This window comes from Kitasatospora sp. NPDC005856 (genome assembly GCF_040629945.1).
Taxonomy (GTDB): Bacteria; Actinomycetota; Actinomycetes; order Streptomycetales; family Streptomycetaceae; genus Kitasatospora.
This window is the reverse complement of record NZ_JBEXWT010000061.1, coordinates 1-25881: the sequence shown is the minus strand read 5'-3', so window position 1 is coordinate 25881 and position 25881 is coordinate 1. Positions and strand designations below refer to the sequence as shown.

Annotated in this window: 23 protein-coding genes and 2 pseudogenes; 17 read left to right on the top strand and 8 right to left on the bottom strand. The window is 68.7% G+C overall.

The genetic code is table 11. The features are described from left to right. Positions 1 to 348: polyketide cyclase (locus ABZ449_RS29350; protein WP_360352128.1), on the top strand; the 348-nt coding region annotated here is incomplete at its 5' end. Between the two features lie 141 nt (positions 349 to 489). Here ABZ449_RS29350 and ABZ449_RS29345 read toward each other — a convergent pair. Next, positions 490 to 1410, bottom strand: coding sequence for an NAD-dependent epimerase/dehydratase family protein (locus tag ABZ449_RS29345; protein WP_360352125.1), 921 nt, complete (start codon positions 1408 to 1410; stop codon positions 490 to 492). 113 nt (positions 1411 to 1523) lie between these two features. Here ABZ449_RS29345 and ABZ449_RS29340 point away from each other — a divergent pair, with 113 nt between their 5' ends. After that, positions 1524 to 2570, top strand: coding sequence for a helix-turn-helix domain-containing protein (locus tag ABZ449_RS29340; RefSeq protein ID WP_360352122.1), 1047 nt, complete (start codon positions 1524 to 1526; stop codon positions 2568 to 2570). A gap of 45 nt (positions 2571 to 2615) precedes the next feature. Next, positions 2616 to 3233 (top strand): dihydrofolate reductase family protein, encoded by a 618-nt coding sequence (locus tag ABZ449_RS29335; protein WP_360352119.1) that lies wholly within the window; start codon positions 2616 to 2618, stop codon positions 3231 to 3233. Positions 3234 to 3363: 130 nt separating this feature from the next. Here ABZ449_RS29335 and ABZ449_RS29330 read toward each other — a convergent pair whose 3' ends face one another. Then, a complete protein-coding gene (locus ABZ449_RS29330; protein WP_360352117.1) occupies positions 3364 to 4167 on the bottom strand; it encodes an alpha/beta hydrolase in 804 nt (267 codons plus the stop codon). A 168-nt stretch (positions 4168 to 4335) separates the two neighbouring features. Continuing rightward, positions 4336 to 4857: a PadR family transcriptional regulator gene (locus ABZ449_RS29325; protein WP_360352114.1), complete on the bottom strand. Its 522-nt coding sequence runs from the start codon at positions 4855 to 4857 to the stop codon at positions 4336 to 4338. A 764-nt stretch (positions 4858 to 5621) separates the two neighbouring features. Between ABZ449_RS29325 and ABZ449_RS29320 the strand changes: the two genes are divergently transcribed. From ABZ449_RS29320 to ABZ449_RS29290, 7 genes and pseudogenes are all read left to right on the top strand, one after another. Next, positions 5622 to 6344 carry a hypothetical protein gene (locus tag ABZ449_RS29320; RefSeq protein ID WP_360352111.1) on the top strand — a complete coding sequence of 241 codons (723 nt, stop codon included), beginning with the start codon at positions 5622 to 5624 and terminating at the stop codon, positions 6342 to 6344. A 35-nt stretch (positions 6345 to 6379) separates the two neighbouring features. Continuing rightward, complete coding sequence (locus ABZ449_RS29315) at positions 6380 to 7303, top strand: NAD(P)-dependent oxidoreductase (RefSeq protein ID WP_360352108.1); 924 nt, start codon at positions 6380 to 6382, stop codon at positions 7301 to 7303. Positions 7304 to 7348: 45 nt separating this feature from the next. Further along, a complete protein-coding gene (locus ABZ449_RS29310; protein WP_360352106.1) occupies positions 7349 to 7969 on the top strand; it encodes a hypothetical protein in 621 nt (206 codons plus the stop codon). 262 nt (positions 7970 to 8231) lie between these two features. Then, the gene (locus ABZ449_RS29305) at positions 8232 to 8711 is read left to right on the top strand and encodes a hypothetical protein (protein WP_360352103.1); all 480 of its coding nucleotides are present in this window, start codon (positions 8232 to 8234) and stop codon (positions 8709 to 8711) included. 473 nt (positions 8712 to 9184) lie between these two features. Beyond that, entirely contained in the window at positions 9185 to 10846 is a 1662-nt protein-coding gene (locus ABZ449_RS29300) for a hypothetical protein (RefSeq protein WP_360352100.1), read from the top strand. Positions 10847 to 11212: 366 nt separating this feature from the next. Continuing rightward, positions 11213 to 14530: an FG-GAP-like repeat-containing protein gene (locus tag ABZ449_RS29295; protein WP_360352097.1), complete on the top strand. Its 3318-nt coding sequence runs from the start codon at positions 11213 to 11215 to the stop codon at positions 14528 to 14530. A 546-nt stretch (positions 14531 to 15076) separates the two neighbouring features. After that, positions 15077 to 15511: pseudogene (locus tag ABZ449_RS29290) on the top strand (transposase); the annotation flags it as partial. 5 nt (positions 15512 to 15516) lie between these two features. Here the strand turns inward: ABZ449_RS29290 and ABZ449_RS29285 are convergent. Further along, complete coding sequence (locus tag ABZ449_RS29285) at positions 15517 to 15927, bottom strand: winged helix-turn-helix domain-containing protein (protein WP_360352094.1); 411 nt, start codon at positions 15925 to 15927, stop codon at positions 15517 to 15519. A gap of 8 nt (positions 15928 to 15935) precedes the next feature. Beyond that, positions 15936 to 16313: pseudogene (locus ABZ449_RS29280) on the bottom strand (transposase); the annotation flags it as partial. Between the two features lie 150 nt (positions 16314 to 16463). On the opposite strand from ABZ449_RS29280, the gene ABZ449_RS29275 reads away from it, so the two are divergent. From ABZ449_RS29275 to ABZ449_RS29250, 6 genes are all read left to right on the top strand, one after another. Beyond that, on the top strand, positions 16464 to 16670 hold the full coding sequence (locus tag ABZ449_RS29275; RefSeq protein ID WP_360352092.1) for a hypothetical protein: 207 nt from the start codon (positions 16464 to 16466) through the stop codon (positions 16668 to 16670). A gap of 301 nt (positions 16671 to 16971) precedes the next feature. After that, a complete protein-coding gene (locus ABZ449_RS29270) occupies positions 16972 to 17112 on the top strand; it encodes a hypothetical protein (protein ID WP_360352196.1) in 141 nt (46 codons plus the stop codon). Positions 17113 to 17223: 111 nt separating this feature from the next. Beyond that, on the top strand, positions 17224 to 18687 hold the full coding sequence (locus tag ABZ449_RS29265) for a site-specific integrase (protein WP_360352089.1): 1464 nt from the start codon (positions 17224 to 17226) through the stop codon (positions 18685 to 18687). After that, positions 18671 to 20602 (top strand): hypothetical protein, encoded by a 1932-nt coding sequence (locus tag ABZ449_RS29260; protein ID WP_360352085.1) that lies wholly within the window; start codon positions 18671 to 18673, stop codon positions 20600 to 20602. Before ABZ449_RS29265 ends, ABZ449_RS29260 begins: the two co-directional genes overlap by 17 nt. Continuing rightward, positions 20599 to 22671 (top strand): integrase, encoded by a 2073-nt coding sequence (locus ABZ449_RS29255; RefSeq protein WP_360352082.1) that lies wholly within the window; start codon positions 20599 to 20601, stop codon positions 22669 to 22671. The genes ABZ449_RS29260 and ABZ449_RS29255 overlap by 4 nt, the downstream gene beginning before the upstream one ends. Before the next feature lie 50 nt (positions 22672 to 22721). Then, positions 22722 to 23084 carry a hypothetical protein gene (locus tag ABZ449_RS29250; protein WP_360352080.1) on the top strand — a complete coding sequence of 121 codons (363 nt, stop codon included), beginning with the start codon at positions 22722 to 22724 and terminating at the stop codon, positions 23082 to 23084. Between the two features lie 352 nt (positions 23085 to 23436). Here ABZ449_RS29250 and ABZ449_RS29245 read toward each other — a convergent pair whose 3' ends face one another. Next, positions 23437 to 23634 (bottom strand): helix-turn-helix transcriptional regulator, encoded by a 198-nt coding sequence (locus tag ABZ449_RS29245; protein WP_360352077.1) that lies wholly within the window; start codon positions 23632 to 23634, stop codon positions 23437 to 23439. A gap of 175 nt (positions 23635 to 23809) precedes the next feature. Between ABZ449_RS29245 and ABZ449_RS29240 the strand changes: the two genes are divergently transcribed. Beyond that, complete coding sequence (locus tag ABZ449_RS29240) at positions 23810 to 24127, top strand: transposase (RefSeq protein WP_360352074.1); 318 nt, start codon at positions 23810 to 23812, stop codon at positions 24125 to 24127. An 85-nt stretch (positions 24128 to 24212) separates the two neighbouring features. On the opposite strand, the gene ABZ449_RS29235 is transcribed toward ABZ449_RS29240, so the two are convergent. Continuing rightward, positions 24213 to 25121: a hypothetical protein gene (locus ABZ449_RS29235; protein WP_360352071.1), complete on the bottom strand. Its 909-nt coding sequence runs from the start codon at positions 25119 to 25121 to the stop codon at positions 24213 to 24215. Positions 25122 to 25159: 38 nt separating this feature from the next. Next, positions 25160 to 25881: AAA family ATPase (locus ABZ449_RS29230; protein WP_360352068.1), on the bottom strand; the 722-nt coding region annotated here is incomplete at its 5' end.

Genomic DNA, 25881 nt, shown 5'->3' with positions numbered 1-25881 from the left:
GTCGCTGCCTGGCCCGAATGGAACACCGACATCGAGAAGATCGAGTTGCGCGGCGGCTTCGGCGACGGTGGTGAGATCACCATGGTGCCCCGGGGGCAGGAGCCGGTAGAGCTCCGACTGGACAGGGTGACCGCCGGTGAGGGCTTCGTCGACGAGGCGCTCTTCGGGCCGATCCGTCTGCGCACCACGCACCGACTCCGCCCGACGGAGAGGGGCACCCGTATCACCTACCGGATGGAGATATCGGGAGAAGGGTCCGATGACGCCGGTCCCGAGATCGGCCCGCAGATCACCGCCGACTGGCCGGACACCATGCAGGCGCTCGCCCGCCGAGCGGAGCGGCATTGAACTCACCCGGCCAACGGCAGCACAGCGTCACGTCGCGGCCCTGGCCGGCACATCGACGCCCTCGCTCGGGGCCGGCGCGCCGCGTGGGGTGGCAGCCGTCCGATCCGGCACCTGGGCGGTGGCTGCCACGGTGTCACGGACTCACAGCGCGGGGGCGGATTGCGCCATCTCGTCCAGGACGCGTTCGACGGGGGTGGGGGCGACCTGGAGAGCGGATGCGGTGATGGTGGCGTCGAGGATGTTCGGGCGGTCGTACAGGTACAGCATCTCCGGTACCTCGGCCATGATCGAGTCCTGTCGCGCGATGTCGGCCAGGGCGGCGGAGGTCATCCGTCCCAGCTGCGGGTCGGGGCGGCCGGCCGCGTGGGCCAGTCGTGTGGCGAGGTCCCGAACAGGGGCGTGGGAGGTGGAGGGAACGTGCCAGGCCCGGCCCCAGGACTGCTCGTTGTGTGCGGCGGCGACCAGCGTGCGTGCGGCGTCGGCGGTGTAGGTCCAGCTGTGTGCTGCGTCGAGGTCTCCCGGGTAGGAGACGGGGGAGCCGGCCAGTACCTGGGCGCCCACCATGAGGGTGAACGGCGAGACGGCTCCCTTGCCGAGGTAGTCGCTGGCCCGGACCTCGGTCACCCGTACCCGCCCGGCACGGTACGCGACCTCGGCGTCGTGCCACATCTGTGCTCGCACCCGGCCCTTGATGCTGCTGGGCCGCAGCGGGAGGTCCTCGTGGGCCGGGCCGTCGACGGGGCCGTAGCCGTAGGTGTTCCCGAGCATCACGTAGTCCGCGCCGGTGCTTTCCGCCGCGGCCAGCAGCGAGGCGGCAAGCGGGGGAAAGTCGGACGGCCAGCGGTCGTACGACGGCATGGCGCAGTTGAACAGGGCCCGCGCTCCCCGGGTCAGTTCGGCCAGCTCGGGCCCGGTGGCGTCGGCCGCCACGCGTTCGATCCGTTCGTGGGAAGGGCCGGTGCCGCGGCGGGTCACCAGCCGCACCCGCGCTCCGGCGTCTGCCAGCAGGACGGCAGTGGCCACTCCCGTGGATCCGGCTCCCACGACAACGTACTCAGACACTCTTGTGCACTCCTGGGTCACGCGCCGGGGCGTGTCCCCGGGTACCTCCACCCTGCTGCCTGGGTGATCCCCGAGGTAGTGACCCAGATGCCAGATGACCGGAGGTTCGGGCCATGCATCGCGTTGCCGTCATCGCTGTTCCGCCGGCCACCACCTTCGACCTGGCCATTCCCGAACTGGTCCTGGGCCAGGCAGAAGTCGACGGCCGGCCCGGCTACGAGGTGCGGGTGTGCAGCCCCCGGCCCGGTCCGGTGGCCGGCTACGGGAGGACGAGCCTGCACGTCGCCGTGGCCCACGGCCTCGAGGCCGTCGACGTCGCCGACACGGTGATCGTGACCGGCACCGCCGCCCGCGACGACTTCGACCCGCGGATCCTCACCGCCCTGCGACGTGCCGCAGCCGCTGGCAAACGGGTCGCATCCATCTGCACGGGAGCGTTCGTCCTCGCGGAAGCCGGACTCCTCGACGGGCGCGAGGCGACCACGTACTGGGCGAAGTCCGCGGAATTCGCTGGCCGCTTCCCCGCCGTGACGCTGCGCGCCGGTGTGCTGTACGTCGAGGACGGCAACATCCTCACCTCGGCGGGACTGTCCGCGGGTATCGACCTGTGTCTGCATCTGATCCGGAAGGACTACGGTGTGGCGACGGCGAACGCTGTGGCCCGTCTGGTCGTTGCCGCTCCGGTACGGCTCGGAGGGCAGGCGCAGTTCATCGCGGCGCCCGTGCTCCCGGAGAGCGGAGCCTCGCTGGCTGCCACCCGTGCCTGGGCCCTGGCGCGGCTGCACGAACCGCTCACCCGGACCGCACTGGCGGCTCACGCCCGGGTCAGCATCCGCACCCTGACGCGCAGGTTCGCCGCCGAGACCGGCCTGACCCCCTTGCAGTGGCTCCTTGACCAGCGCGTCAACCGGGCGCAGGAACTGCTGGAGACGACCGATCTGCCGATGGACCGCATCGCCCAGCTCAGCGGGCTGGCAACTCCCGACTCCCTGCGCCGGCACCTGTCACGCCGTACCGGTCTCACGCCGGCTGCGTACCGGGCGGCCTTCACGCGGAGCGCGTCGGGACGCGATGTCGCTGCCGGCGCGCTCCGGCGCGCAGCAGCGGGGCGCGATGCTGCGAGCCCATCGGTCCAGCACCGTGCCGTCGCCCGAAGGTGACGGCGTTATCAGGTCGGCTTCGGCCGACCGTGAGGAGAAGGAGAGATGATGAACCGCTTGATCGTCGCGATGCAGGTGTCGATCGACGGCTACGTGAGCAGCACGCTTCACGATTCGGCCTGGCAGTTGTGGAACTGGGGGCCCGACTGGCCATGGAGTGAGGACCTGCGCGGAGCGTTCAACGACCTGTTCGCCCGGGCCTCAGGGATCCTGCTCAGCCGCCCGATGGCCGACGAGGGCTACCTCGGGCACTGGGACTCCATGGGCCGCCGGCACCGGGCCGACGAGGAGTGGAACTTCAGCCGCGCCATCGGCGCCCTGCCCAAGTTCGTCATCAGCGCAACGGGCAGGCCCGAGCGCGACTGGCCGCAAACCACGGTCATCAACGGCGACTTCGCCCAGGCCGTCGCCCAAGCGAAGAAGGAAGCTGACGGTGACCTGCTGTGCTTCGGTGGCGCAGGATTCGTGTCATCACTGCTGCGGGAGGACCTGGTGGACGAGCTGAGGCTCTTCACCAACCCCGGCTTCGCCGGATCCGGAACCAGCATCTTCGGACCCTGGCTCGCTAGCCGGCGCCTCCATGCCACCGCCTCGCACGCCTACAACTGCGGCATCGCAGAGACCCGATGGGTCAGGCCCGCGCCGACGACGCCCGACGCCTGACCCCGGATCTACGGCTCGAGCCGCCGACCGTGGCGTCGGCCGGTCACATGAGACCCGAAGTCAACGGGACGGAATGCCCCGTTGGGCGGGTGCGCCTCCTCTCCCCGATGAGGCGCCCACGGGCACGGGCTCACACCCGAACGGCATCGGGGGAGGCCGGCCGGGCTGCGAGGAGACCGTCCATGGCTGCAGTGATCAGCGGCCACGCTCCCGAACGGGGATCGATGAGGTCGGAATGGCCGCACCCCTCGGGGACGATCAGACGGGCGCCGGCGATCTCCGCGTAGCGGCGGGCCATCTCCACCGGCAGGCGCTCGTCCTGGTCGCCGTGCACCACCACAGTGGCGATGTCGGCCTTCCCGAGCGCTGCCGGATCGGCGGCGGCGAAGCGGTCGGGGAACTGCTCGGGACCGCCGAGGAAGTCGGCCACCGCACCCTGGCCGGAGCCGAGCTCGTGAGCCCACCTCAGATCCGCCGCGGGGGCCAGAGCCACGACGCCGAGGAGACGCGGCACTTCGGCGGTCCGGCCCGGCGCTCCCGCCGGGAGGCGGTGGCGTAGACCGGCCCACAGGGCCAGGTGCCCGCCGGCCGAGTGCCCGGCCAGGAGCGCCCGGCCGGCGTCCACCCGCCCGTCCGACACCTGTTCGACGAGGGCGGGCAGCGTGTCCACGGCGCGTGCGACGTCGACGAAAGTCGTCGGCCACCCCCCGTCTCCGCCCACCCGCCGGTACTCCACATTGGCGGTGCACCATCCGCGCCCCGCCAGGGCCCGGGCGACCGGGTCGACGTGTGCGCGGTCGTACTGCTCCCGCCAGAAGCCGCCGTGGAGCAGCAGCACCAGCGGCACCGGTCCCGCCTCCGGGCCGACGTCGGGGAGGTGGACGTCGGCCACCTGGTCGGGGTGCGGGCCGTACGCGACGGTCGTCGATTCCAACTTTCAGTCCTCCGGTGAAGATCGGGCGAATGCATGATCATTCGCAGGCTCGTGCGAGACGCGGGGTTCACTGAGACGGCATCTGAGCTCGGCCGGGCTCCCCGTGTGGGCGACGTCGACGCAGGCGACTCACCTGCCGCAGGTGGGTGGTGCGTGTCCCGGAGAACGTCAGCTCTCCAGTTCGGCGATGGTCTCCCGGAGCCACGCCCTCTCCGCGCGGCTGGAAGCGCGGGCGAGAAGAAGCATTCCGCGGCGGTAGCGGTCCTCCACGTCCTCCGCCCGCTGCGGCTCGCCGTCGCGGTAGAAGAAGCTCGCCGGAGCCTCGAGGAAGTCGAGCCTCCGGCGCAGGACCCGGGCCTGATCCCCCTCGGGCAGTCGGCCGAGAAACGCCAGCAAGGTGAAGAAGGAGCTGCCGTTGGTGATCTCCGTCTCCTCGGGCTCGGCGAGCCTTCGCAGCAGTTCCGTCCGTCCGGCGTCCGTCAGGCTCATCACCTGGCGTGGGGGGCCACTGCCGCGTGTCTGTCCAACGCGCTCCACCAGCCCTGAGGCGCGCAGCCTGGTGAGCGCCGGGTGGAGGGCGCCGTCGCTGATGGGACGAGAGTGACCCATGAGGTCGGAGATCCGTCGCCTCAACTCATAGGCGTGCATCGATTCCTCGGCAAGGAAGCCGAGGATGGCCAGGGACAGCATGAGGTCCACCTCGAGGGATCCGGGGGCGCAGCCTGAGGAGAGTAACTCTATCCGAGACACTCGATTAGAGGTAGTCATCGACTGTCTACACCGACCACACCGACGGGCGAGAGGTAGCCGGTGGCGAAACCCGGCCAGCGAGATAACCCCACCGACTCGCCCGAGCTACCCGGTAGGCACCGCCTCCGGCAGAGCCTCGCCTGCAGGCAGGGCGCGCCCCAAGCCGCGGCCGCCAGCTCCGCCGGAGCCTGGCTGGCCGTCGCGCCCCGCCTGCTGCTCGGCGACTGACGACGACGCGGGAACGTGCATGGGTTCCTGCTGCCCCTTGAGCAGAGCCGAGCCTCCAGGCCGGCGGCAGGGCCGAGGGCACCGAAGATTGCCGCCGATCTCACCGGAGTTGAGGACACCCGCCGCGGCCGCCGCCAAGTGGCGCAGCGCTTCATCGCGACAACGGAATAGGCGACAGCGCTGCCCGATCACTCGCGGCGGGCAGCGCGCACAGCGTCCCGGCCTGGGTCGGTGCTGACATGCGGGCTCCGTACGCCGACACGCTTACTGCCTCGAACGCCGCTTTTTGCCTCAAGAAAGCCGGCCGCCCCTCACACCTCCCTCACCTCCGCCCGCCCGACCGGCGCCCGGCGTCCGCCTGCGCGACCTGTCGCTGACGGGCGCCCTCCACCGGCGCGCCGACAACACCACCTGACGCCCCCGCGTGCGCTGCCGCGCCACCCCGGTAGACCCGCGGGCCTCCGGCACGCTATGTTTTGAACGCGTTCAAGTTGATCGAGGGGGGCCTCATGGAGCGTGTGCCGGATGTGCCGGTGCCCACTGGTGCGCGAGTGATGGCGGCTGTGGCCACGCTGTGCGCTCTGCCGTTCGCGGTGTGGTGGATTGCGGTCGGCAGTGGCATGTCGGGCGGCCTGGCCGTGGGGACCGTGGCTACGTTGTTGCCGCAGTTGGCTGTTCGGGCTGCGGGGTTCCGGTGGGCCTGCTGGGTCGTTGCCGCTGTGTTGCTGGCGACTTCGGTGGTGGGCCTCCTGCTCGGCCTGTTCCTGCTTGCTCCCGCAGCCCTGGTCCTGCTGCCGGCCGGCGCGCGGTCGAGTGCCCGGGCCGGGTGTCTGTCGACGGTCCTGGGTGGCGCGTTCGCCTTTGTCACCCTCGCCGGGACCGGCACGGTGTTCGTCCAGTCGTGGGTGGCTCCGCAGTTCCGCGAGCCCGATGTGTACACGGCCACGGTGGACGGCGCACCCCCGGCGGTCGTCGCCCGGGAGCTCGACAGCGAAGCGACCGGGATCCCCGCGCTGGGCCACGGCGCGATCTCCGTCTACTTCGACGACCTGGGTGGGCAGCAGGAAGGGCGGATGACCGTCCGGTTCACCCCGGGGACCCCGCGGTCCGAGCTGGAGGCCCTGCGGGAGCGGATCTCCGCCCTGCCCGGGATCCACGACGTGAAGCTGTGCAATTCGTCGGCAGACGAATGCAACTGACCGATCCGGCACCTAAACGAAAGCGAGAGAGAACCATGAAGGTACTGCTGGCGGGGGCGAGCGGTTTGCTGGGTGGAAAGATCACCCGGGAGCTCCGCGCGGCCGGCCACGAGGTCACGGGGCTGGGGCGAGGCGCGGGCAACACCGTCCGTGCGGACCTGCTGGACCGCACGGCCGTGCTGCGCGCGGTCGACGGACTCTCCTTCGACGTGGTCGTGCACGCGGCCACCGCATTGCAGGGACGGACGATGATGCGCCATCAGGACATGGCAGCCACCAACCTCCTTCGTAGCGAAGGCACACCGAACCTGATCGCCGCGGCCCGGGAGACCGGCGCCCGCCGGATCGTCGTCGAGTCGATGATGTTCGGCTACGGCTACGGCGACCACAGTGACCGGCCGCTCACCGAAGACCGCGACGCCTTCGCCCCCACCCAACGCAACGCATGGCTGGAACGCCACGTCGGCGCGATGCGCACCAAGGAGGAGCTCGCCTTCACCGCCGACGGCATCGAGGCCGTCAGCCTGCGCTTCGGCATGTTCTACGGCGCGGGCGTCACCGAGACCACCGTGCTGCCGATGCTGCGCAAGCGCGCCCTGCCGGTCGTCGCCGACCGGGGCCGCGCGCTGTCCTGGGTGGACGCCGACGACGCGGCCCGGGCCGTCGCCGCCGCGATCGAGGGTGGCCGAACCGGCGAGGCGTACAACATCGCCGACGACACCCCGATCGGCTTCGACGCCCACATCCGCGCGGTGGCCGACGCGTTCGGCACGCCGACGCCCCGAACCGTCCCACTGTGGCTGCTCCGGCCCGCACCACTCGCGCACACCATCATGTCGACCAACCTGCGCCTGGCCAACGACAAGGCCAGGTCGGAACTCGGCTGGGCTCCCACCCACGCCAGCAGCGTGGACGGGCTCAAGGCCCTCGCCGCGGCGGCCGTGCCGCTGGCGGCCTGAGCGCCCTCGGTGGCCGTCGAAGCATCAGAGGGCGAGGGAACTGGAATGGCCGTATCGGCGAACCCGAAGCTCGCCGCCCAACAGGCGCGGGCGGGGACACCGGCCACGCCGGGCGGGATGGCGCTGCTGCTTCTGGCCGTCCTGCTCCTACTCGGCCTGGGCGGGTACGGGGTGGCCGCGCAGCTCCGCGACCTCCCGTACACCACCGGGCAGGCCGGAACTCCTGGCCGGTACACGGTGAGCCACTGCGACCACGTCCGGCCGACCAGCGCCAGTAAACCCAGGCTGCTCTGCACGGGAGTGTTCCGGTCCGACGATGGTCTGACGGTGGACCCGTCGATCACGATCGACTTCCAGGAGCCCGACGGTACCCGGCTTCCCATGCAGTACGACTCCGAGGGGCGCGGCCACCAGGTCGGCACGGCCGCTGCCGCCGCCGACCTGGCCGCCCTGTGGGCGTGCGTGCTCCCGCTGTTCCTCGCCGTGTGGGCCGGGCGGGCCCTGCTCCGCGCGGCCGGCCGCGGGCGGGACGCCGGCATCCGATCGGCCTTCGGGGACACCATGCCGGACACCCTCGGCAAGGGGATCGCGGTGGCCGCAGCCGGGCTCTTCGGGATCTCGGTCGTGGTCTACCTGGTGGCCCGGATCCTCGCACCCGTGCAGTAGCGGCGCTGGGCAGTCCGAACAGGGCCAGGAGCGCCCGGCCGTGGCCCGTCAAAGGGATGGGACCCACGCCCTCCTGGCGACCAACCTGCGCCTGTCCACAGCCACGACCCGGGCAGAACTTGGCGGCGGACGCCGGCTGCAGAGGAAGTATCTGCCGACATGGGAAGAAGCGCCAAGGCGTGCCGCGCTGCCGATACGACGCCTTGCTTCCCCAAGGGCGACTCCCGCCAGCAACCCGTTCCCCGAGAAAGAAGAGAAAGCCATGAGCCTTGTTCGAGCGTGGTCGGCCATCGCGTCCTGCATGCTGCTGGCCGGCTGCGCAGGCCTCACTTACGCCTGGATCGCGAACGGCGCCGGCCTTGCGTGCGCAGACACCGACCTCCAGGCCATCAGGACACAGGACGGTGTCGCCCCACCGGAGGAAGCCACCGTCCTCTCCTGCGGCGAGGACGAGGACGACGGTCGTCGCGCCTACTACCTGACGTTCACGCTCTCAGCCGACAGGCTTCCAGCATTCCTTTCCGCCAGCGGCATACGGCAGGGCCAGGGCAGAAGCCTGGGCGTGCAGCAGGAGATCGCGGCACACCTCGAATGGGACATCGCCAAACTGCCGCTATTCACCGCCGGCGTCGAAGGCTACCGCGGCGAGCACAACCGTGAGCAGGGCCGTACCTACGAGATGACGGTGGACCAACGGAACCCTACGACCTTCACCGTGTACTACTACTCGCTGCTCTCCTGAGAGTGCGGCAGCCCCGGAGATGGTGCTCGCACGCCTGGCGACCGGGCCGGCGAGGCGCGTGGGGCCCTGGCGCTCAGTCTCTAGGCGGCGCGGCCGGTACGCCTGCCAGGGTTCCCGGTCGCGGGCACCGAGCTCTCGAGTGCGGCCAGCCGCCGCAGATGGACGTGCCTCCACACAGCAGTCCCGATCATGCTCTGCCTCGAAAAGAGGTACTATCCACCCGGCCGGGTACACAACGTGAAGAGGCAGCAGCCGTGTTGGACTCCCGCCGTTCTCGGACCGCTGCGCGAGCGACCGCTGCCGGGGCTACCAGCTCAAGACGATCCAGGCTTCCTCGATCTACTTCCGATCCGGCCGTCCAGGCCATCGGCTGACCGAAGCCTTCGCCGGGTCACCGGACGTGAGCGCCGGCAACGCCCGGTCAGCAACCGCCCGAGATGGCCTTCGATCGACACATAGGAGAGCGACCACCAGTGATCAGCAGAAGAACCTTCGCCCTCGGATCGGGCGCCGCCGCGCTCGCGGCAGCCTTCGCAGGTGGCAGCGCCCTGTCGGCCAGGGCTTTCGCCGCAACAGGCGCCGCGCAGGGCGCGCTATTCGACCTCGACCTGGCGGACACCGCGTTCTTGGCGGAGAAGCCGCTCCGCGACGCGACCGTCATGCAGTCCTTCGCCTTCGACAACGTCAACGGCCACATCTACGCCGTTCAGCTCGCGCAGGGCAGCCCGGAGCTCTCCGGCGACCTCTGCATCACCAAGCTCACGCTCGGCGGCACCCAGCTCGCCCACATGTACCTCCGGGGATTCGGCCACGGCGTGTCCATCGGCGTCGAGCCGGCCGGTTCCACGACGTACCTGTGGACGGAGACGAACGTCAGACCCGAGTCGGGCTACGGACGGAACATCTGCCGGTTTCCCTTCGTCGCTGGTACGGAGCTGTCGAACACGGATGTCACGATGCTCACGCCCGTACCCGGCTCCACAGCGAACCAGCCCGGCCTGGACATGCTCAACCGGCGACTTGTCGTGCGCCACAAGGTCAACGGCAGCGTCTACTACGACATCCACGACCTGGACGCCGCCATCGCCGGGGACTTCAGCCGCCGCCTGTACCACCTTCCGCAGGCCGGCGTCGGCGACAAGGAGACCTTCCAAGGTTTCACTCTGCTCGGCGATCACCTCTACCAGCTGACCGGCGACGCCTACACCGACAACGCCGGCACGAATCCGCCGACCGGCCACGGGAACACGTACCTCTCGACCGTGGACATCACCACAGGCGCCCTCGTCCAGCGGTCCCGCACGGAAGCCGGCTACAACCTGACCTGGCGGGAACCCGAAGGGATGGCGGTCCAGCTGACCTCACCGCCGCGCCTGTTCTGGGGTATCGCCTCGGGCCTTGGAGGCAGTCGGAAGGCCAGCCTCTACTACAAGCCCATGCCCATGCGCTGGTACCTGTCGGACACCGCCCGGTCCAGCACGGCCACGCGTGCACCCTTCAGCTTCGGGAATTCTCCGATGATCCCGCTTGCGGGCAGCTGGGACGGCACCGGCGGGGACAGCCCCGGAGCCTACGAGCCCGCCACCTCCACGTTCCACCTCTCCACCGCCGCGAGCGGCGGCACCGCCGACCTGGCCATACGGTTCGGTGATCCGGGCGACGTTCCCGTCGTCGGCCGGTGGGACGGGGGAGCCACCACCGGGATCGGTGTCTACCGTCCCTCCAACGCCACGTTCTATCTCCGCCACCACGACGGCACCGTTACGAGCCTGCGCTTCGGCGACGGCGGCAACTGGAAGCCCGTGGCCGGCGACTGGACCCACAAGGGCTATGACACCCCCGGCCTTTTCAACCCTGACACCGCCACCTTCTACCTCCTCAACACCTTCCACGAAGGCGCAGCCGACACCACCGTCCGCCTCGGTGACGCCGGGGACCTCCCGCTCACCGGCGACTGGAACGCCAGCGGCACCACCCAGCTCGGCGTGTACCGGCCCACAAACCGCACCTTCTACTTCCGCGCCGGTGACGGCACTGTCACCTCCGTCACCTACGGCGACACCGGCATGACCCCCATCACCGGCGACTGGAACAACGACGGCATCACCACCCACGGCGCCATCGCTTTCGGTTGACAGGACCGCAGGGCGCTCAACGGCCCGGTTCCCGCTGTCAGTCCTCGGTAACCGGCGGGCTCGGGAGCTGACGGGGGCGGCAGAGCGGAGGGGACGGGCCTGACTGGATCAGTCCGAGGCGGGGCCTGTTGGTGCATTGAGGCGAGCATTCGGTGATCGCCAGGATGGAGACGATGCCAGCCCAGTGGTCGTCTTCGATGCCCAGGACTGGGCGTCGGCTCCCGCCGAACGGCTGCCGCTGAACCGGTCCCGGACCGGCAGACACGTGCCCGCCCCTCCCCGCACGACGGCATGGGCGCATCCCGCTTCGAGTCGTCCGCCTCACCTCTATCCCTCTTCATCCCTTCTCACCTTTGAAGGAAACGGATGCGCACGAGATCATTCATCGCGAGACTGTTGTCGCTCGCGATGCTGCTGATATCCACGGTGACCGCAAGCATGAGCTCTGCGGCCACCGCGTCGGCCGCGACAGCGACACCGCCCCCGCTGCGGTTCTTCTCCTACAACCTGTGCGGCGGAAACAGCTGGGCCAACGGGGCCCTCTGCACCTACCCGGGCGAGGTCACCAACCGGGCGGCCTACGTCGCCTCGGAGGCGGCCTCGTGGAACTCCGACCTGCTCTTCCTCACCGAGATCTGCCGCTCGCAGTTCGACGGCGTCCTCGGCACTCTGGCCTCCAAGGGCTACCACGGCGTCTACGCCGAGACCATGCAGCAGGACAAGTGCAAGCTCAACGGCGGAACCTCCGCGTCCGAGGGGGTGGCGCTCCTCACCAAGGGTGCCGACCCTGCACCGAGCGCGCAGGAAATCTACCTCGGCGAGCACAACGGTTCCGAAGCCCTCAAGATGATCTGCGCCGACACCACGCTGCAAGGCCGGCCGATCAAGGCGTGCACCGATCACCCGTCGGCCGGCCTCACCTCGCCGGAGTGCCCGGTGTACCCGTCGACCTCGCCCGCCTGCCCCGGAACACCCCAGCAGCGGCAGGCCGAGATCGTCCGTAAGACCGTCGAACCGTGGATCGCGGCCGGCACGCCCGTGGTCCTCGGCGGTGACTTCAACGCCCCGCCAAGCAGCCCGTCGCTGGACAGCTTCTACGACTTCGGCGGCGGCTTCGGGCAGTTCACCGAGGTCGACGAGACCGACAAGACCCTGTTCGGCGCCCTCTGCCCGCAGACCGCCGACCGTTGCCGCAGCGGCAAGTACACCTACGACCTCGGCCAGGCTGACTCCTCGAAGATCGACCACATCTTCCTGAGTTCCCGCGACTTCACCTCGCCCTACGCCGCGACACCGAACCGCAACGACGCGGTGTCCGACCACGGTGACCTCCGGGGCGCCGCAGCCTGGGCCGGCTGTGCCGACCCCTCGTCGCAGGCCGCGCCTCACCAGCCCTGCACCGCGGACGGCACCTCGTCCCCGAAGGGGGACTTCAACGGCGACGGACGGGACGACCTCGCCACGGTCTACAACGACGGCAACGGATCCATCCGCCTGACGGTCTGGCTCGCCAAGGCCGGCGGCGGCTTCGCCCAGCCCACCGCGTGGTGGAAGAGCGGCCTCAACACCTTCGACTGGAACTCCGCCAAGGCCATCTCCGGTGACTTCAACGGCGACGGGAAGACCGACATCGGGGTCCTGTACAACTACGGGCAGAACCCGGACGGCACCAACCACACCGGCCTGTGGACCTTCCTGTCCACCGGCACGTCCTTCGCCGACCCCATCATGCCGTGGGACAGCGTCGACAGCGGGACCGGCTCCTGGAACTGGAACTCCAGCAAGCCCGTCGCCGGCGACTTCAACGGCGACGGCAAGACCGACATCGGTGTCCTCTACAACTACGGGCAGAACCCGGACGGCACCAACCACACGGGCCTGCTGACCTTCACCTCCACCGGCAGCGGCCTCGCCTCGCCCACCAAGCCGTGGGACAGCGTCGACAGCGGGACCGGCTCCTGGAACTGGAACTCCAGCAAGCCCGTCGCCGGCGACTTCAACGCCGACGGCAAGACCGACATCGGCGTCCTCTACAACCTCGGGACCAACTCCGACGGGACCAACCACGCCGCGCTGTGGACGTTCACCGCCACGGGCAGCGGTTTCGCGTCGCCCACCAAGCCGTGGGACAGCGTCGACAGCGGGACCGGCTCCTGGAACTGGAACTCCAGCAAGCCCGTCGCCGGCGACTTCAACGGCGACGGCAAGACCGACGTCGGCGTCCTCTACAACTACGGGCAGAACCTCGACGGCACCAACCACACCGGCTTGCTGACCTTCACTTCCACGGGCAGCGGTTTCGCGTCGCCCACCAAGCCGTGGGACAGCGTCGACAATGGCGCGGGCTCGTTCAACTGGAACTCCAGCAAGGTCGTCGCTGGCGACTTCAACGGCGACCGCAAGACCGACATCGGCGTCCTGTACAACCAGTACGACCTCACCTCCGCTTGGTTCACCCTCACCTCCTCCGGCAGCGCCTTCGGTAGTCCCGCCAAGGTGTGGGACAGCAGCGCCGGTGGCGTCGACTGGAACCAGCAGAACTCGGTGAAGCTCATGGGCGCCTTCACCGGCAGCAACCGCAGCGACCTCGCGGTCGTCTACAACTATCCGCCGGACGCCACCGGGAAGAGGCCGCTCGGCATCTGGACCCTGCCGTCCACCGGCATCGGTTTCGGCTCCCCGGTGTCCGCCTACGGCGGCCCGGGCGGCACCGGCGACTGGAACCTCGCGGCCGGCAAGTTCGTCGCGGGTGACTTCAACGGCGACGGCAAGGCCGACGTCGGCGTCCTCTACAACTACGGGCAGAACGCGGACGGCACCAACCACACCGGGCTGTGGACGTTCCTGTCCACCGGCACCGCCTTCGCCGCCCCGGTCCGCGTGTGGGACAGCGTTGCAAGCGGGTTCGGCTCGTTCAACTGGAACTCCAGCACCGTCGTCGCCGGCGACTTCAACGGCGACGGCAAGAGCGACGTCGGCGTCCTCTACAACTACGGCCAGAACCCGGACGGCACCAACCACACCGGGCTCTGGACGTTCCTGTCCACCGGCACCGCCTTCGCCGACCCCACCGAACCCTGGGACAGCGTCACCAACCACACCGGCTCCTGGAACTGGAGCGCCAGCAAGCCCGTAGCCGGCGACTTCAACGGCGACGGCAAGACCGACATCGGCATCCTGTACAACTACGGCGGCAACGACACCGGGCTGCTCACGCTCCTTTCCACCGGTACCGGCTTCGCCGCTCCCGCCAAGCTGTGGGACAGCGGCGCGGGCAACTTCAACTGGGACGCGGCCACACCCGTCGCGGGCGACTCGAACGGCGACGGCAGGAGCGACATCAGCGTCTCCTACCTGTACGGGCCGAACAGCGACACCAGCACCAGTGCGGCCCTTTTCAGCTTCACCTCGTCCGGCTCCGGCTTCAACAGCCCGATGAAGGTCTGGGACGCCGGGGCAGCCGGCGGAGAGTGGCCCACCGCCGTGCTCTCCGCACAGCTGGGCCAGCCCCGGATACTCTCCGGTGACATCAACGGAGACGGTCGAGCCGACCTCGCCACCGTCCACGGCGGCGGAAACGCCTCGACCGAGGTGTTCGTGCTCACGGCGGCCGCGGGCGGTGCCAACCCGCCCGCCACCGTCTGGCGCAGCAACCTCGAGTGGGCGCGCAGCACGGCCCTGTAACACGCCCGCTGAACACCGGGTGGGGAGGGCACGGACAAGAGCGGAGCCCTCCCCACTCGCCATGCGGCCGAGCCTGAAGGCATCCGTTCGGCTGCGCCCACGGGTTCCGGCCCGGCCGGCTCGTCGCCGTAGTGTCCGGTCCGGTAGCGCACCTGGCACGTCCCCGGGTCGCGGTGGCCGTTCCACGAGCGACGCTCTCGTTTCCCGGGCCGGCCCTCGCCGTCGCAGCCGCAGTATGGCCCGGCCCTCGACCGGCGATCCGTTCGGGTGCCCCGCTGCGCACCGCGCGTCCGTCCCGCCCGCCGCTGGAGTCGAGGACACTACCAGGTGCTTCCGGGTGCCGGGCGAAGCCCACTGCAGCCTCGGAATCGCCGAGGAACCGGGGCCGGAGCCGGAGGAGCATGCGCGCAGAAGCCGAGGCCCCGTCCGCCTGATGCTACGCGCCGACAGCGTCCCTGGTTGTCCGCCGCGTGGCGGCCCGGCTTCGACGCGCCACCGGACGAAGGGGAGGCGGAGGAGGGGGACGCCGCTGCGCACCGCGTACAAATCGACAAGCAGATCCGCGACACCTTCCACACCCACCCACAGGCCGAGATCATCGAGTCCCTGCCCGGCATCGGGCCGATACTCGGCGCCGAACTCCTCGTCGCCGCAGGCGACCTGACGGCCTATGCGGACGCCGGCCACCTCGCCTCGGCGGCCGGGCTGGTGCCCGTCCCGCGAGACTCTGGCCGCCGCACCGGCAACCTGCACCGGCCCAAACACTACAGCCGCCGCCTACGACGGGTCTTCTACCTGTCCGCACAGACCAGCATCATGCGCGACGGGCCGAACCGGGACTTCTACCTGAAGAAGCGCGGCGAGGGCTGCAAACACGTCCAGGCGATCATCGCCCTGGCCCGCCGGCGGGTCAGCGTCCTGTGGGCCCTCCTGCGCGACAACCGGGTCTTCACTCCCGATCCGGTCGCGCAGACGGCTTGACTCAGTCATTGAGACTCCTTCCACGCGGTGACGGCCTGCTCGTCGCGTTCGGCGACCCGCCGCGCGGGGACCTGCGGACTGAAGCCGAGCCGGTGCATCAACCTGGTCGCCCCGGACGCGCTGTACGTGACGTGGAACTTCCGCCCGATCAGCGTCGCCACCCTCGCCGCCGTCCACACCTGGTCCTCCACCCAGCCGTGCGCGGCCGGGCCCTGGTCCAGGTACGCGGCCAGCTTCTCCAGGCAGCGCGGCGAAAGACGACACCGTGACCCGCCCGGCCCGAGGGAGTTCAAGGCTTCGGCCCCACCCTCGCGCCACAACTGGTGCCACTGGTAGGCCGACTTCGGGCTCACTCGCAGACGCCGAGCCACCTCCGTCGGCTTGACCCTTTGCTCGAACAGCTCGGCCGCCCGCATCCGCAGAGCTCCTTCGGCACCCCGGCCGCCACGCGGACGGACTGGGTGTCGATGATCAGCAGGGACGGGTCCTCTAATCGTCTGGCCCGCTCCCGCACCTGGCAGCGCAGGATCTCCTGGATCCGCTGGTCAAGGCCGTCCTGGCGCCACATGGTGAAGTAGTAGAACACCGCCGACCAGGTCGGTAAGTCGTGTGGCAGGAGGCGCCACTGGCAGCCCGTCCGGTTCTGGTACAGCAACGCGTTCACGACCTCGCGCAGGTCGCAGGAGCCCGGGTCCCCGGTCGCCGACCGCGACACCCGCGCCTGCTTCCAGGCGGTGACCAGCGGCTCGATCAAGGCCCACTGCCCGTCGGACAAGTCCGTTGAGTACGGCATCCGTTCCATGCCCCGATCCCATCATGCGCACGACATGCGAGTCAGCCCGAATGCCCCCGTACCCACGAACGAGCGACACCAGATCATCCAGAAACGGACTTAACGTCCTCTCAGCGTTGAGTCCGGGGTGGCTACGCGGCCGTCAGCGGGCTCACGCTGGTGCGCGCGATCACGGACTGGATCGCGCCGGGCACCATCCTGGACGGGGGCGTCGGCAAGGCCGCCGTGGCCACCGCGGCCGCGGTCGGGCTGGTCCACCTGGCCTGGTTGTGGGGCGCCCAGGCGCTGGACTCGTTCCGGACCGGGATCACCGAGCAGGCGCGAGGCGAGGACTCGGGTCCGACCTGCACCACCGGAACCGTCTGATGCTGACGAGCACCGCCGACGGCCTGAACGGAGTTGTCCGTTCAGGCCGTCGGCGTCTTCGGTCACCCTTCGCCAGCGCACCGAGCTCCGCTGGCACCGGCACCCGAATGACCTTCAGAGGCCGCCACATCGACGACTACCGCTACGTCCCTGCATGGCCCACCCGATGGGCGGACCGTCCGAGCAGACGGAGCACGACCCCTTTCGCGCGGGCAGCCGCGGCGGCGACGTGACCGCTGGACTAGCGGGCCAAGAAGTTCAACATGCAGGACTTGACAGGGAAGACGTCGGGCAGGGGGACATGCTGGCCCTGGCGACGGGGGAGCCGGACAGCGCGGTGGTGATCGATGCCGGTCCGGACCCGAACGCCGCCGACAGGTGCCTGCGGGACCTCGGCATCAGGGCGGTCCCCTTACTGCTGCTGACGCACTTCTTCTCCTGATGGTTCAGAGCACTCTCACGTGAGGATGGCGAGCGGGAGGTACCACGCCACGCTCTGCCCGTGAGGTCGTTACCTCTGTCGGTTGTGAGTTCTCTCAACCGGGAGGGGTACGTGGATCTGTTCTTCGTTTGCAGGGACCGGGTGGTTGACCGTTCAGCCCTGTTCGGCGAGGTCGGGGCGGAGGCGGTGGCTCGCCTCGACCACCGCGCGTTGCCGGACGGCTTGCCGGTGATCGTGGACGACACCATGCGACCGGTGGAACCGGCATGTGGCTGGTTTCGGCACCTGGCGTACATGGGCCGGGATCCGCAGGACACGCTGCGGCACTACGGCTACATCGTGCTGCGGTTGATCGAGTTCCTGGGCGAGCGCGGCCTGGAGCTGGTAACAGCCACCGAGTCGGACTTGGTCGCCTACCGCCGGTCGCGCACCGAGCTGCAGGACGATCCGGTGGGCGGGGCGGCGTGGGACCGTGAGGCGTCGGTGCTCAACACGTTGTTCGCCTGGCTGGTCGACCGCGGGTTCCGCCGGGCGTCCCCGTTGCGGATGGGCAAGCACAATCCGTTGTCCAGCGGGATGAGCCGGGACATGGACATCCGGCATCTGACGCTCGATCAGTACCGGTTCTTCCGGGACGTCGGGCTGGCGGGGCAGGGGCTGGACGGCACGGTGGATCGCTCGTTCCGCGGCTGGGTTCCGCACCGCGAGCGGGCAGCGGCCGATCTGGCGCTGATGACGGGCATGCGGCTGCAGGAGTGGTCGACGGTGCTGCTGCCCGAGCTCGGGGTGGGGCACCGGCGCCCCGGCGAGCCGGTGGAGTTCACGCTGCAGGCCTGCGCGAAGTACAAGAAGCTCCGCCAGGTCTACGTCCCGCCCGACGCGCTGTCCGCGGTGGACACCTTCCTGCTGCTGGAACGACCGGAGATCGTGGAACGGTCGGTCAGGTCGCTGGAGCGGCACCGCCGCGAGCTGCTGGTCGTCACCGACATCGACCACGACCGGGGCCGGCTTAAGGGGTGCTGGAAAGGGCGCCTGCGCGCGTTCACCTGGTCCGCGATGCCGCCTTCGCTGCGGCGGCTGACGGTCCATGAAGGCCCGGCCGGGCTGGAGCCGCTGGCGGTGTTCTGCGGGCACGGCAGCACGATGCTCGCCCCGGCCTCGTGGGACCGCATCCGACGGAGGGCCTGGGAGCGGATGACGGCCCTGCGGGATGACCTGCGGGCGCCGATGCTGCCGGTGAAGAGATGGCGCTTCCATGACCTGAGGCACACGTTCGCCCTCAGGCTCCTGGACTACCTGATGCGGCGGGCGGTGGCCCGGGAGGCTGTTACCCGCCCGGGGGCGGCCCGGCTGGCGGATCACCTCGCGTTCAACCCGCTGCTGATCGTCAGCCGAAGGCTCGGACACTCCAGCCCCGCCACCACCTACCAGTACCTGCGCTACCTGGAAGATCCGATGAACTACGTGGACGCGGCGTTCGCCGAGTGGGCCGCCGGCGACGGCGAGACCTACGCCGACATCGCCCTGCGCGCGCTCGGACACCCGCTGGAGGTGGCCCATGGCCAGGCGCGGTGACCGGCGCCGGGACTTCCGGCACGAGCGGCCGGAGGTTCCGCCGGCTCGGATCGGGGTCCGGCAGTCGGTCGGGACGGACACGGCCGGGATCACGCGGGTGACCGTCTTCGACCCCGGCCGGTTCCGCTGCCGCCTGCTGGCGGCGGAACTGGCTGACGAGTGGGTCGAGTACGGCGAGGCGACCAGGACCAAGCCGGCGACGATGAGGACCTATCGGCAGGCGATGACCTCGTTCTGCCACTTCGTGGACTCTCGCCTGTTGGTGGGGGCTGCGGAGGCCTCGATGGCGTCTTCCGAGCCGGACCTGGCGCCGCTGTTGCTGGCCTGGGAGGGGCAGTTGCCGAGGCACTGGCAGGAGGGGTCCACCAGGCCCGCGGTGTTCGCCACCTGCCTGCGCACCCTGGTCAACCGGCGCGGCCAGCATCCCGACAGGGAGATGACTTCGGGGCTGCGGGGGGTGGCGGCCGGGCAGCACAACTTGCACTGGGGCAGCAAACGGGAGCTGGACGAGTACTCCCGCAAGGACAGGGCCGCGCTGGTTCAGGCCGCCTGGCGGGCCATCGGAGAGCTCGACAAGCGGCTCGCCATGGGGCGGGCTCTGGCGGCCACCGGCGCCCACCCCGCCGAGCACGGCTGGCTGAGCCTTCCCAACCTGCTCTGGGGCCTGGCGAACCAGGCCGTCACCCCGCGCGAGATCAGGAAGAACCTGTCGGCGCCCTGGCCGACGGAGCTTGACGACCTGGTCGTCCAGGAGACCGCGGCGCGGGCGAACGGCATGCGCCGCTACCTCCTGATCCTCGCTCTGCTGCGGCTGATCTATCCCAACCAGCAGGACCTCCATGCCTACCGGGTGCTGCTGGTCGCCGCGACCGGCCATGCCCCGGAGGAGCTGACCGGGCTGGACGAGGACGACGTGGAGTTCACGCCCGCGGGGGTGCGGCTGACACTGACCAAGAACCGGGCCAAGCGAATCCGCCGCCGGGCGTTCAGCCGGATCGCACCGGCCGGCAGCGAGGAGAACACCGAGGTGTTCGGCGACCGTCCCCGCCTGGAGGTCTCGGTGATCATGCGTCGCCTGATGGAGGTCACCCGGCCGCTTCGCGAGCGATTCCCCGACCAGCCGGCCCCGGTGTTCCTCCAGGCGTCCATGTCGATGAAGGACTGGGAGGTGAGCGTGCGCCGCTTCAACAGCAGCAGCGGCCCGAACCTGTCGTTCCAGAGCTGGCTGGACCGTATGGGCCTGCAGCTAGAGGGCCAAACCGACATCCGGCGGCTGCGGAAGTCAACGAAGGTGGAGAAGGCGATCGCGTTCGGTGGCCGCATCACCGACATCGCCGACGACCACCACGAGGACACATTTCGCGGCCACTACGCGCAGGGCACCACGCTGAGGGTCGTGTCCGGCCGGGTCATCACCGAGGCCCAACAAGCCTGGTTCGACAAGGCGACCGTCGGCCCTGTCGTCCTGGACATGGCGGCGAGCGAGGACCTGGCCGAAGTGCCGGCTGGCTCTGCCCTGGCGGACCTCGGGCTCACGGCCGAGCAGGTCGACGACCTGCGTTCGGGAGCCCTGGACATGGGGGTGACCAGCTGCCGCGACCCGTTCGACTCGCCGTTCTCCCGCCCGGGTGAACTCTGCTCGGTCGCCCCGTTGCGCTGTCTGGAGTGCCGCAACGCCTGGATCCTGCCCTCCCACCTGCCACAACTCCTGCTGTTCTCGGACCACTTGGAATCCCTGCGCAACCGGCTGAACCCGGTGCACTTCCAAACCCTCTGGGGGCAGAGCGCCGCCAACCTGGCGGCCGTCCTCGCCGAGAGGTCCGAGCAGGAGATCGCCGCGGCCCGCCGGCACATCGCCGACGGCGCCGCGAAGCTGCAGCTTCCCCTGGCCGCACGAGCGGAGTTCGACGCATGAACCTTCCTGCCCAGCCCGTCCGGTCCGTCTCGGCGTTCGACGCCGACGAACCGGTGCTGTCCGACCACGTCCTGCTGCCGTTCGCCCGCAGCCCGCGTTTCGGCGAGCTGGACGAGTGGTCGTTCAACGACGTGCTGCGGCGCCCGGCCAACCTGTCGCCCGGCGGATGGAAGCTGAACTTCACGTCCCTGGAAGGCAAGTGGGTCCTGCGCGGCCGGGAACTGGCGATGATCGCCCTCAACCCGCGCCACCCGCGCGTGGTCGCGGCCGGCATCCCCTCCCCGCGCAGGCCTGTCAGCCCCCGCACGGTCGTGATCCTCCTCGGCAGCATGAGGCTGTTGGCCGCCTGGGCCAGGGAACACCACCTGCCCGATGACCTCGGCGCCTGGAGGGACCACCACTTGCACGCGTTCGTTGCCGACCAGCGCCAGCGCCTGACGGCGGACACCACGCTGACCCACGTCAGGCTCGTCCAGGAACTGCACCGCTGCGGGCCGCTTCTGACCGGCGGCGGGCTGGCCACCAATCCCTGGCCTGGCATGTCCGCCCGCGCGGTCGCCGGGGTGACCTGGACCAAGGAGAACCGGGCGATCTCGACGCCGGCGATCCCGCCCGCAACATGGTTTCCGCTGATCAACGCGGCCTGGACCTACATCGACCGCTTCGCGTCCGACATCGTGGGCGCCGACGCGCTCTACGAGCGACTGCGGGAAAACGCCCGCTCCCGCGTGGACTTCCTCGCCGCTGCGGTCCGGCGCTGGCTGCGCGACCCCCGGAACCTGGTCCCGCTGCACCACGCGCGGGAGCCCGCCGTCCGCAACGTCGGCGGCGTTCACTGGAGCCTGTTGGCCTTGAAACTCGGCTATGCGCGGGAGACTTCCGCCTTCAAGGGCGGGCACAGGGGGGCGAGGGCCGCAGTCATGGCCGCGGTCGAGCGGGGCCAGTGCCGCCCGGCCGGCCTGTTGGACGAGTACGCGCAGGTCGTCCGGGCGGACGGCACTACCGGTCCCTGGCATCCGGGGCTGGATCCTCGGTGTCTCTACTCCGAGATCCGCGTTCTGCGGACTGCCTGCTACGTGTTCGTCGCCGCGCTGTCGATGATGCGCGACGGTGAGATCCAGGAGATCACCAAGGGATCGGTGGTCCAGTACTTCGGGGCGCCCGCGATCGCCTCCGCGAAGCACAAGGGAGAGGAGGATTTCCCGATCAAGCACTGGTGGATCATCGAGCCCGTCGCCCGGGCGATCGCCGTTGCCGAGGAGCTGTCGCCGGACGACGAGCGGGTGTTCACCGGTGTCCGCAGCCGCACCGCCGGCTCCGAGACGTTCAACGCCGCCGAGCGCATCATGACGTTCATCGAGCACGTCAACGCGACCACGCAGTGGACGGGGCTGTCGCAGATCGGCGCCGGCAGGGTCTCCCCGCACATGTTCCGCCGCACGATGTCGATGCTCACCGACCAGTTCCCCGGATCGGAGATCGCGCTCGGTATCCAGCTCAAGCACGCGGCCTCCCGAGCGCTGGCCAACCGCGTCACCCAGGGATACGCCGTACCCGCGGCGGACTGGACGCGGTTCCTGGACCAGGCGGTGGAGGCCGCCCGCTTCCGGGGCCTGCGCGAGCTGTTCGCCCTGCACCGCGAGGGGCAGCCGGTCGGCTTCGGCCCCGGCGCCGAACAGCTCAAGGGCACCTTCGACACCATCGCGGCGACGGCGGCCGCCCAGGGCGGGGACGCGCTGGTGGAGGAGGGGATGCTACGGCGGGCCCGGATCTCCATCAGGTTCGGCACCCTGAACAACTGCCTGTTCGACGAGGCCAGTCCGGCCGGGGCCGTCTGCCTGGAGAAGGCGGTGGTCCCGCCCGGCCACACGGGCCCGCTGGTGGACCGCTGCCGCCCGGACCGGTGCGGCAACAGCATGATCGGCCACCAGCACGTCCCGATCTGGGAGAGCGAGGAGCGGGGCCTGGCGGTCCTGTTGGAGGCTCCGGGCCTTCCGCCGGCGCGGCGGGCGGCCTTGGAGCGGCAGCGCGCCGAGGCTCAGGCCATCCTGCGGAAGGCCGGCCGGTGACGGCCGGGGCGGGGGTCTCCGCCCGCGTCGAGCAGGCCTTGCGGGAGGCCATGGCACGGTTGGTCACGGGCCAGCCGCGACGCACGGACGGCAGACTGACCAAGAACAACCTTTGCCGGGAGGCCGGTGTCAGCCCCGCCACCATGTTCCGGGCCAAGGCGGTGATGGCCGAGTGGGACGCCCACCTCGCCGAGCACGGCGCCGTCACCCCGGGGGAGGCCCGCAGGGACGCCGAGCTGCAGGAACTCCGCTGCAAGCTCGCCGACGCCAAGCGGGAGATCACCGAGCTGAACCACCGGCTCACGGCGGCCGCCACGGTGATCGCGGGTCTGCACCACGACAACCAGCTCCTACGGGCCGAGCACCATCACGCCGGCAACGTCACCGAGTTGCTGCCGAGGCCCCGGGACTGATCCACACTGGTAACAGCGACCGAAGCGACCGGGACGGCGACAGCTGACGGAGCATCTGGCACCATCTTGAGCGGAAGCCAGGCGCACGGCACGTAATCCCTAGTCGCTGTTCCGCTGGTGGGAGAGGTGGGGGATATCCCAGCTCGTCGGCATTCACGTAGCCCAGCCAGCGAGAGCGCACTGAAGGCCATAGAGGTGTGGCGGCCCCCCTTGTGCCAGATGCGGGCGATCGAGCACCAGCGCGGTCGGAGCTTGGCGATGCGTGGTGCGCGAGTGAGACCAACGCTTTGAACTCAAAGCTTGATCTCATTGGCTGCGGTTCTGAGTAGCTCGACGCCGAGGTTCCGCCGAATTAACTATCCTCGTCAAAAATGACGAGCAGAGACGATGGTTCGGCTTGGAGGCCGCGCGCAAGGTTGAGCAATGTCACCAAGCTTGGATTCCGCCGCCCGTGCTCGATGTACACAACACCGCGGAAGCTGAGGCCGCTTCTACTGGCCAGTTCTTCGAGAGTGAGCCCGCGAGCCTCACGAAGACGGCGCAGGTGCATGCCGAACCTGTGGAGCTGGGGGTCCGGAGCGGCTGATGGCGACACGGCTCGACTCGAACATCGGAGGCCATTTGACTGCCATGAACAGCTGTGCATAATCGGCGCTAATCGCTGCATCGAGCACACGGCACCGTAGGATGACCGCGGTGGAGGCCACCTTCGAGAAGGAGCCCGCATGCCCGCCCGCCGGAAGTACCCGCCAGACCTGATCGAGCGCGGGGTCCAGATGGTCCTAGAGCGGCGACGTAATGGGCCCGGTCGATCGAGCATTATGAGGGAAGTGGGGGAGATCTTGGGAATTCACCCCGAGGTCTTGAGGCACTGGGTCAACAAGGCCGAAACTGAAGCCGATAGGCAGCCCACCACAATTCTGAATGATGACCGGATTCGACGGCTCGAAGAGGAGAATGCAAACCTTCGCCGAATTAACGGAATTCTCAAGGCGGCCGCAGTCCTGTTCGCATCGGAAATCGAACCCGGGGCACCATTTTGACCCAATCAGACAATGGCCTCGACGCCGGTCGCGGCGGCAATCTATAAGAGGCCCTCCTAAAGAAAGAAATTCTCAGATCGGTAAGTCAGTCTTCTGCGGGAGATTCTTCGTTGGCCAGCCAGCGGCAGAGAGTCGCAAAGAGGGGATAATCCTTCAGGCTAGCGCGATCGACATGCCCCATCATCAAAACCTCCATGACGGGTGGAGCTTGAAAGGATCTCCTGGACTCCCCATTAAAGACAGATTTGCAACGGTGCTTCATATATTGAACAATCAGCTCGCTAATATCGTGGCCATTAATAAAATTGCGCGCATCTCCGGCGGTCATCTGCTCAAGGCTTCGAAATTCGCGCATCAGCGATTCCTTGGTGATCGCCTCTCGTTGCGTCTTCGGGACCTTGTCAAGTGCAAGCCTGAAGATTTCCTCGACTGCGGCGGCAATGTTTCCTCGGCCGGCGTAAATTTTTTCGGCCGCCTTGCCCGGTATGGGTGCTCCGGTTTTTGACTCACGCAAGCATGCGCGAACTATGAACAGCGCAACCAGCGGAGGCTGAATTGACTCAATCAAGTGCGCTGCAGTGACTTCCTCGGGTGCGCCGAGACCTATGCGCAACAGCTTGTTGACGGTCTGCTCGCTCAAGGCGTAGACCTCAATTGATGAGAAGTCTGTACGCAGTAGGTGATCATAATTCGGGCAGGCGTCAAGCCCGATGCTGTGCAAATCGGAGTCAATTACAAGGTTGACTGATCTGGAGTTAACCCGTTCGGCGGCAAGAAATTCCGACAGATAGAGGACTCGGCTCCGCTCGCCCGTGAGCAGGCCTTTGCTCATCAATTCTGCATCTGTAATGTAGACCCGATCGGAGACGGCATAGGATCTCACAAGGCCATCCGTTTTCTCCTCCGATGTAAACCAGTCGAAGAAACGCTTGTCGGTTCGCCCCTCTACGATAATGTCGCGGATCTCTTCCTCGACTTCGTAGAGCATAGCCATCTCATTCGGTGTCCGGAGTTCCCCCGGATCAGGACCCACTACTCCTCCCCCTGCATCGGCAAAGAGTCACTCTCGTCGGTTTCGCCCCCCTGAATCAACAGGGATTCGGTCTCGCCACCCCGAGGGATCATCCTGGTAATCGAAGGGCGATGCCCGGTTAGGACTTCGATGGAATGGGTTGCAACGATGAATTGCACGGCACTTCCTTCAGTGCATGCCAGAAGTGCGTCCATGAGTTGACGTTGCCACTTTACGTTAAGACTGAGCTCCGGCTCGTCAATTAGGAAGACTCGCGTATTCTCGCGAGCGAGGACCGTATTGAGGAGTAGCAAGAGAATCTGCCTCTCTCCAGAGGAGAGCTGCTCTGGAGAGAGCAAAGAAGGCTTGGAATCTCTCCTGCGGCGGCGTCCAAGAGGGGCGGGCGGCGGAGTGTGGGCCCCTGGCTGCGTGTGGACCTCGATACCCTCGGCCCTCCCGTAGGTAACCTGCTTGCCGCTGGTGTGAAAGAATCGATTCATTTCGCCAGTAAAGGTGCGGACAAGGCTAAGGGTGTTGGCAAGAGCCTCTAGTCTCGCCTTTTGCGCATCAATAAAGGGCGTCAGGACGTCTTCAACAACACTGATCTTGGTTGAGGGGATGGCTTTGATGGCTTCTACGAACATCTCTCGATTGAGCTCTGGAAGAAGGCCATACTTGCTGTATTCGAGGGTTTCGTTTGCGAGCTCCTCGATGCGCTCGATTAGAGCGCTTCGAGTGCCCT

Excerpts from the sequence above, each read along its gene's own strand:
- ABZ449_RS29340 (WP_360352122.1), top strand. The coding sequence starts at position 1,524 with ATGCATCGCGTTGCCGTCATCGCTGTTCCGCCGGCCACCACCTTCGAC.
- ABZ449_RS29335 (WP_360352119.1), top strand. The coding sequence starts at position 2,616 with ATGATGAACCGCTTGATCGTCGCGATGCAGGTGTCGATCGACGGCTAC.
- ABZ449_RS29325 (WP_360352114.1), bottom strand. The coding sequence starts at position 4,857 with ATGCTGTCCCTGGCCATCCTCGGCTTCCTTGCCGAGGAATCGATGCAC.
- ABZ449_RS29315 (WP_360352108.1), top strand. The coding sequence starts at position 6,380 with ATGAAGGTACTGCTGGCGGGGGCGAGCGGTTTGCTGGGTGGAAAGATC.
- ABZ449_RS29310 (WP_360352106.1), top strand. The coding sequence starts at position 7,349 with ATGGCCGTATCGGCGAACCCGAAGCTCGCCGCCCAACAGGCGCGGGCG.
- ABZ449_RS29305 (WP_360352103.1), top strand. The coding sequence starts at position 8,232 with ATGAGCCTTGTTCGAGCGTGGTCGGCCATCGCGTCCTGCATGCTGCTG.
- ABZ449_RS29295 (WP_360352097.1), top strand. The coding sequence starts at position 11,213 with ATGCGCACGAGATCATTCATCGCGAGACTGTTGTCGCTCGCGATGCTG.
- ABZ449_RS29285 (WP_360352094.1), bottom strand. The coding sequence starts at position 15,927 with ATGCGGGCGGCCGAGCTGTTCGAGCAAAGGGTCAAGCCGACGGAGGTG.
- ABZ449_RS29270 (WP_360352196.1), top strand. The coding sequence starts at position 16,972 with ATGCTGGCCCTGGCGACGGGGGAGCCGGACAGCGCGGTGGTGATCGAT.
- ABZ449_RS29260 (WP_360352085.1), top strand. The coding sequence starts at position 18,671 with ATGGCCAGGCGCGGTGACCGGCGCCGGGACTTCCGGCACGAGCGGCCG.
- ABZ449_RS29255 (WP_360352082.1), top strand. The coding sequence starts at position 20,599 with ATGAACCTTCCTGCCCAGCCCGTCCGGTCCGTCTCGGCGTTCGACGCC.
- ABZ449_RS29250 (WP_360352080.1), top strand. The coding sequence starts at position 22,722 with ATGGCACGGTTGGTCACGGGCCAGCCGCGACGCACGGACGGCAGACTG.
- ABZ449_RS29245 (WP_360352077.1), bottom strand. The coding sequence starts at position 23,634 with ATGCACCTGCGCCGTCTTCGTGAGGCTCGCGGGCTCACTCTCGAAGAA.
- ABZ449_RS29240 (WP_360352074.1), top strand. The coding sequence starts at position 23,810 with ATGCCCGCCCGCCGGAAGTACCCGCCAGACCTGATCGAGCGCGGGGTC.
- ABZ449_RS29235 (WP_360352071.1), bottom strand. The coding sequence starts at position 25,121 with ATGGCTATGCTCTACGAAGTCGAGGAAGAGATCCGCGACATTATCGTA.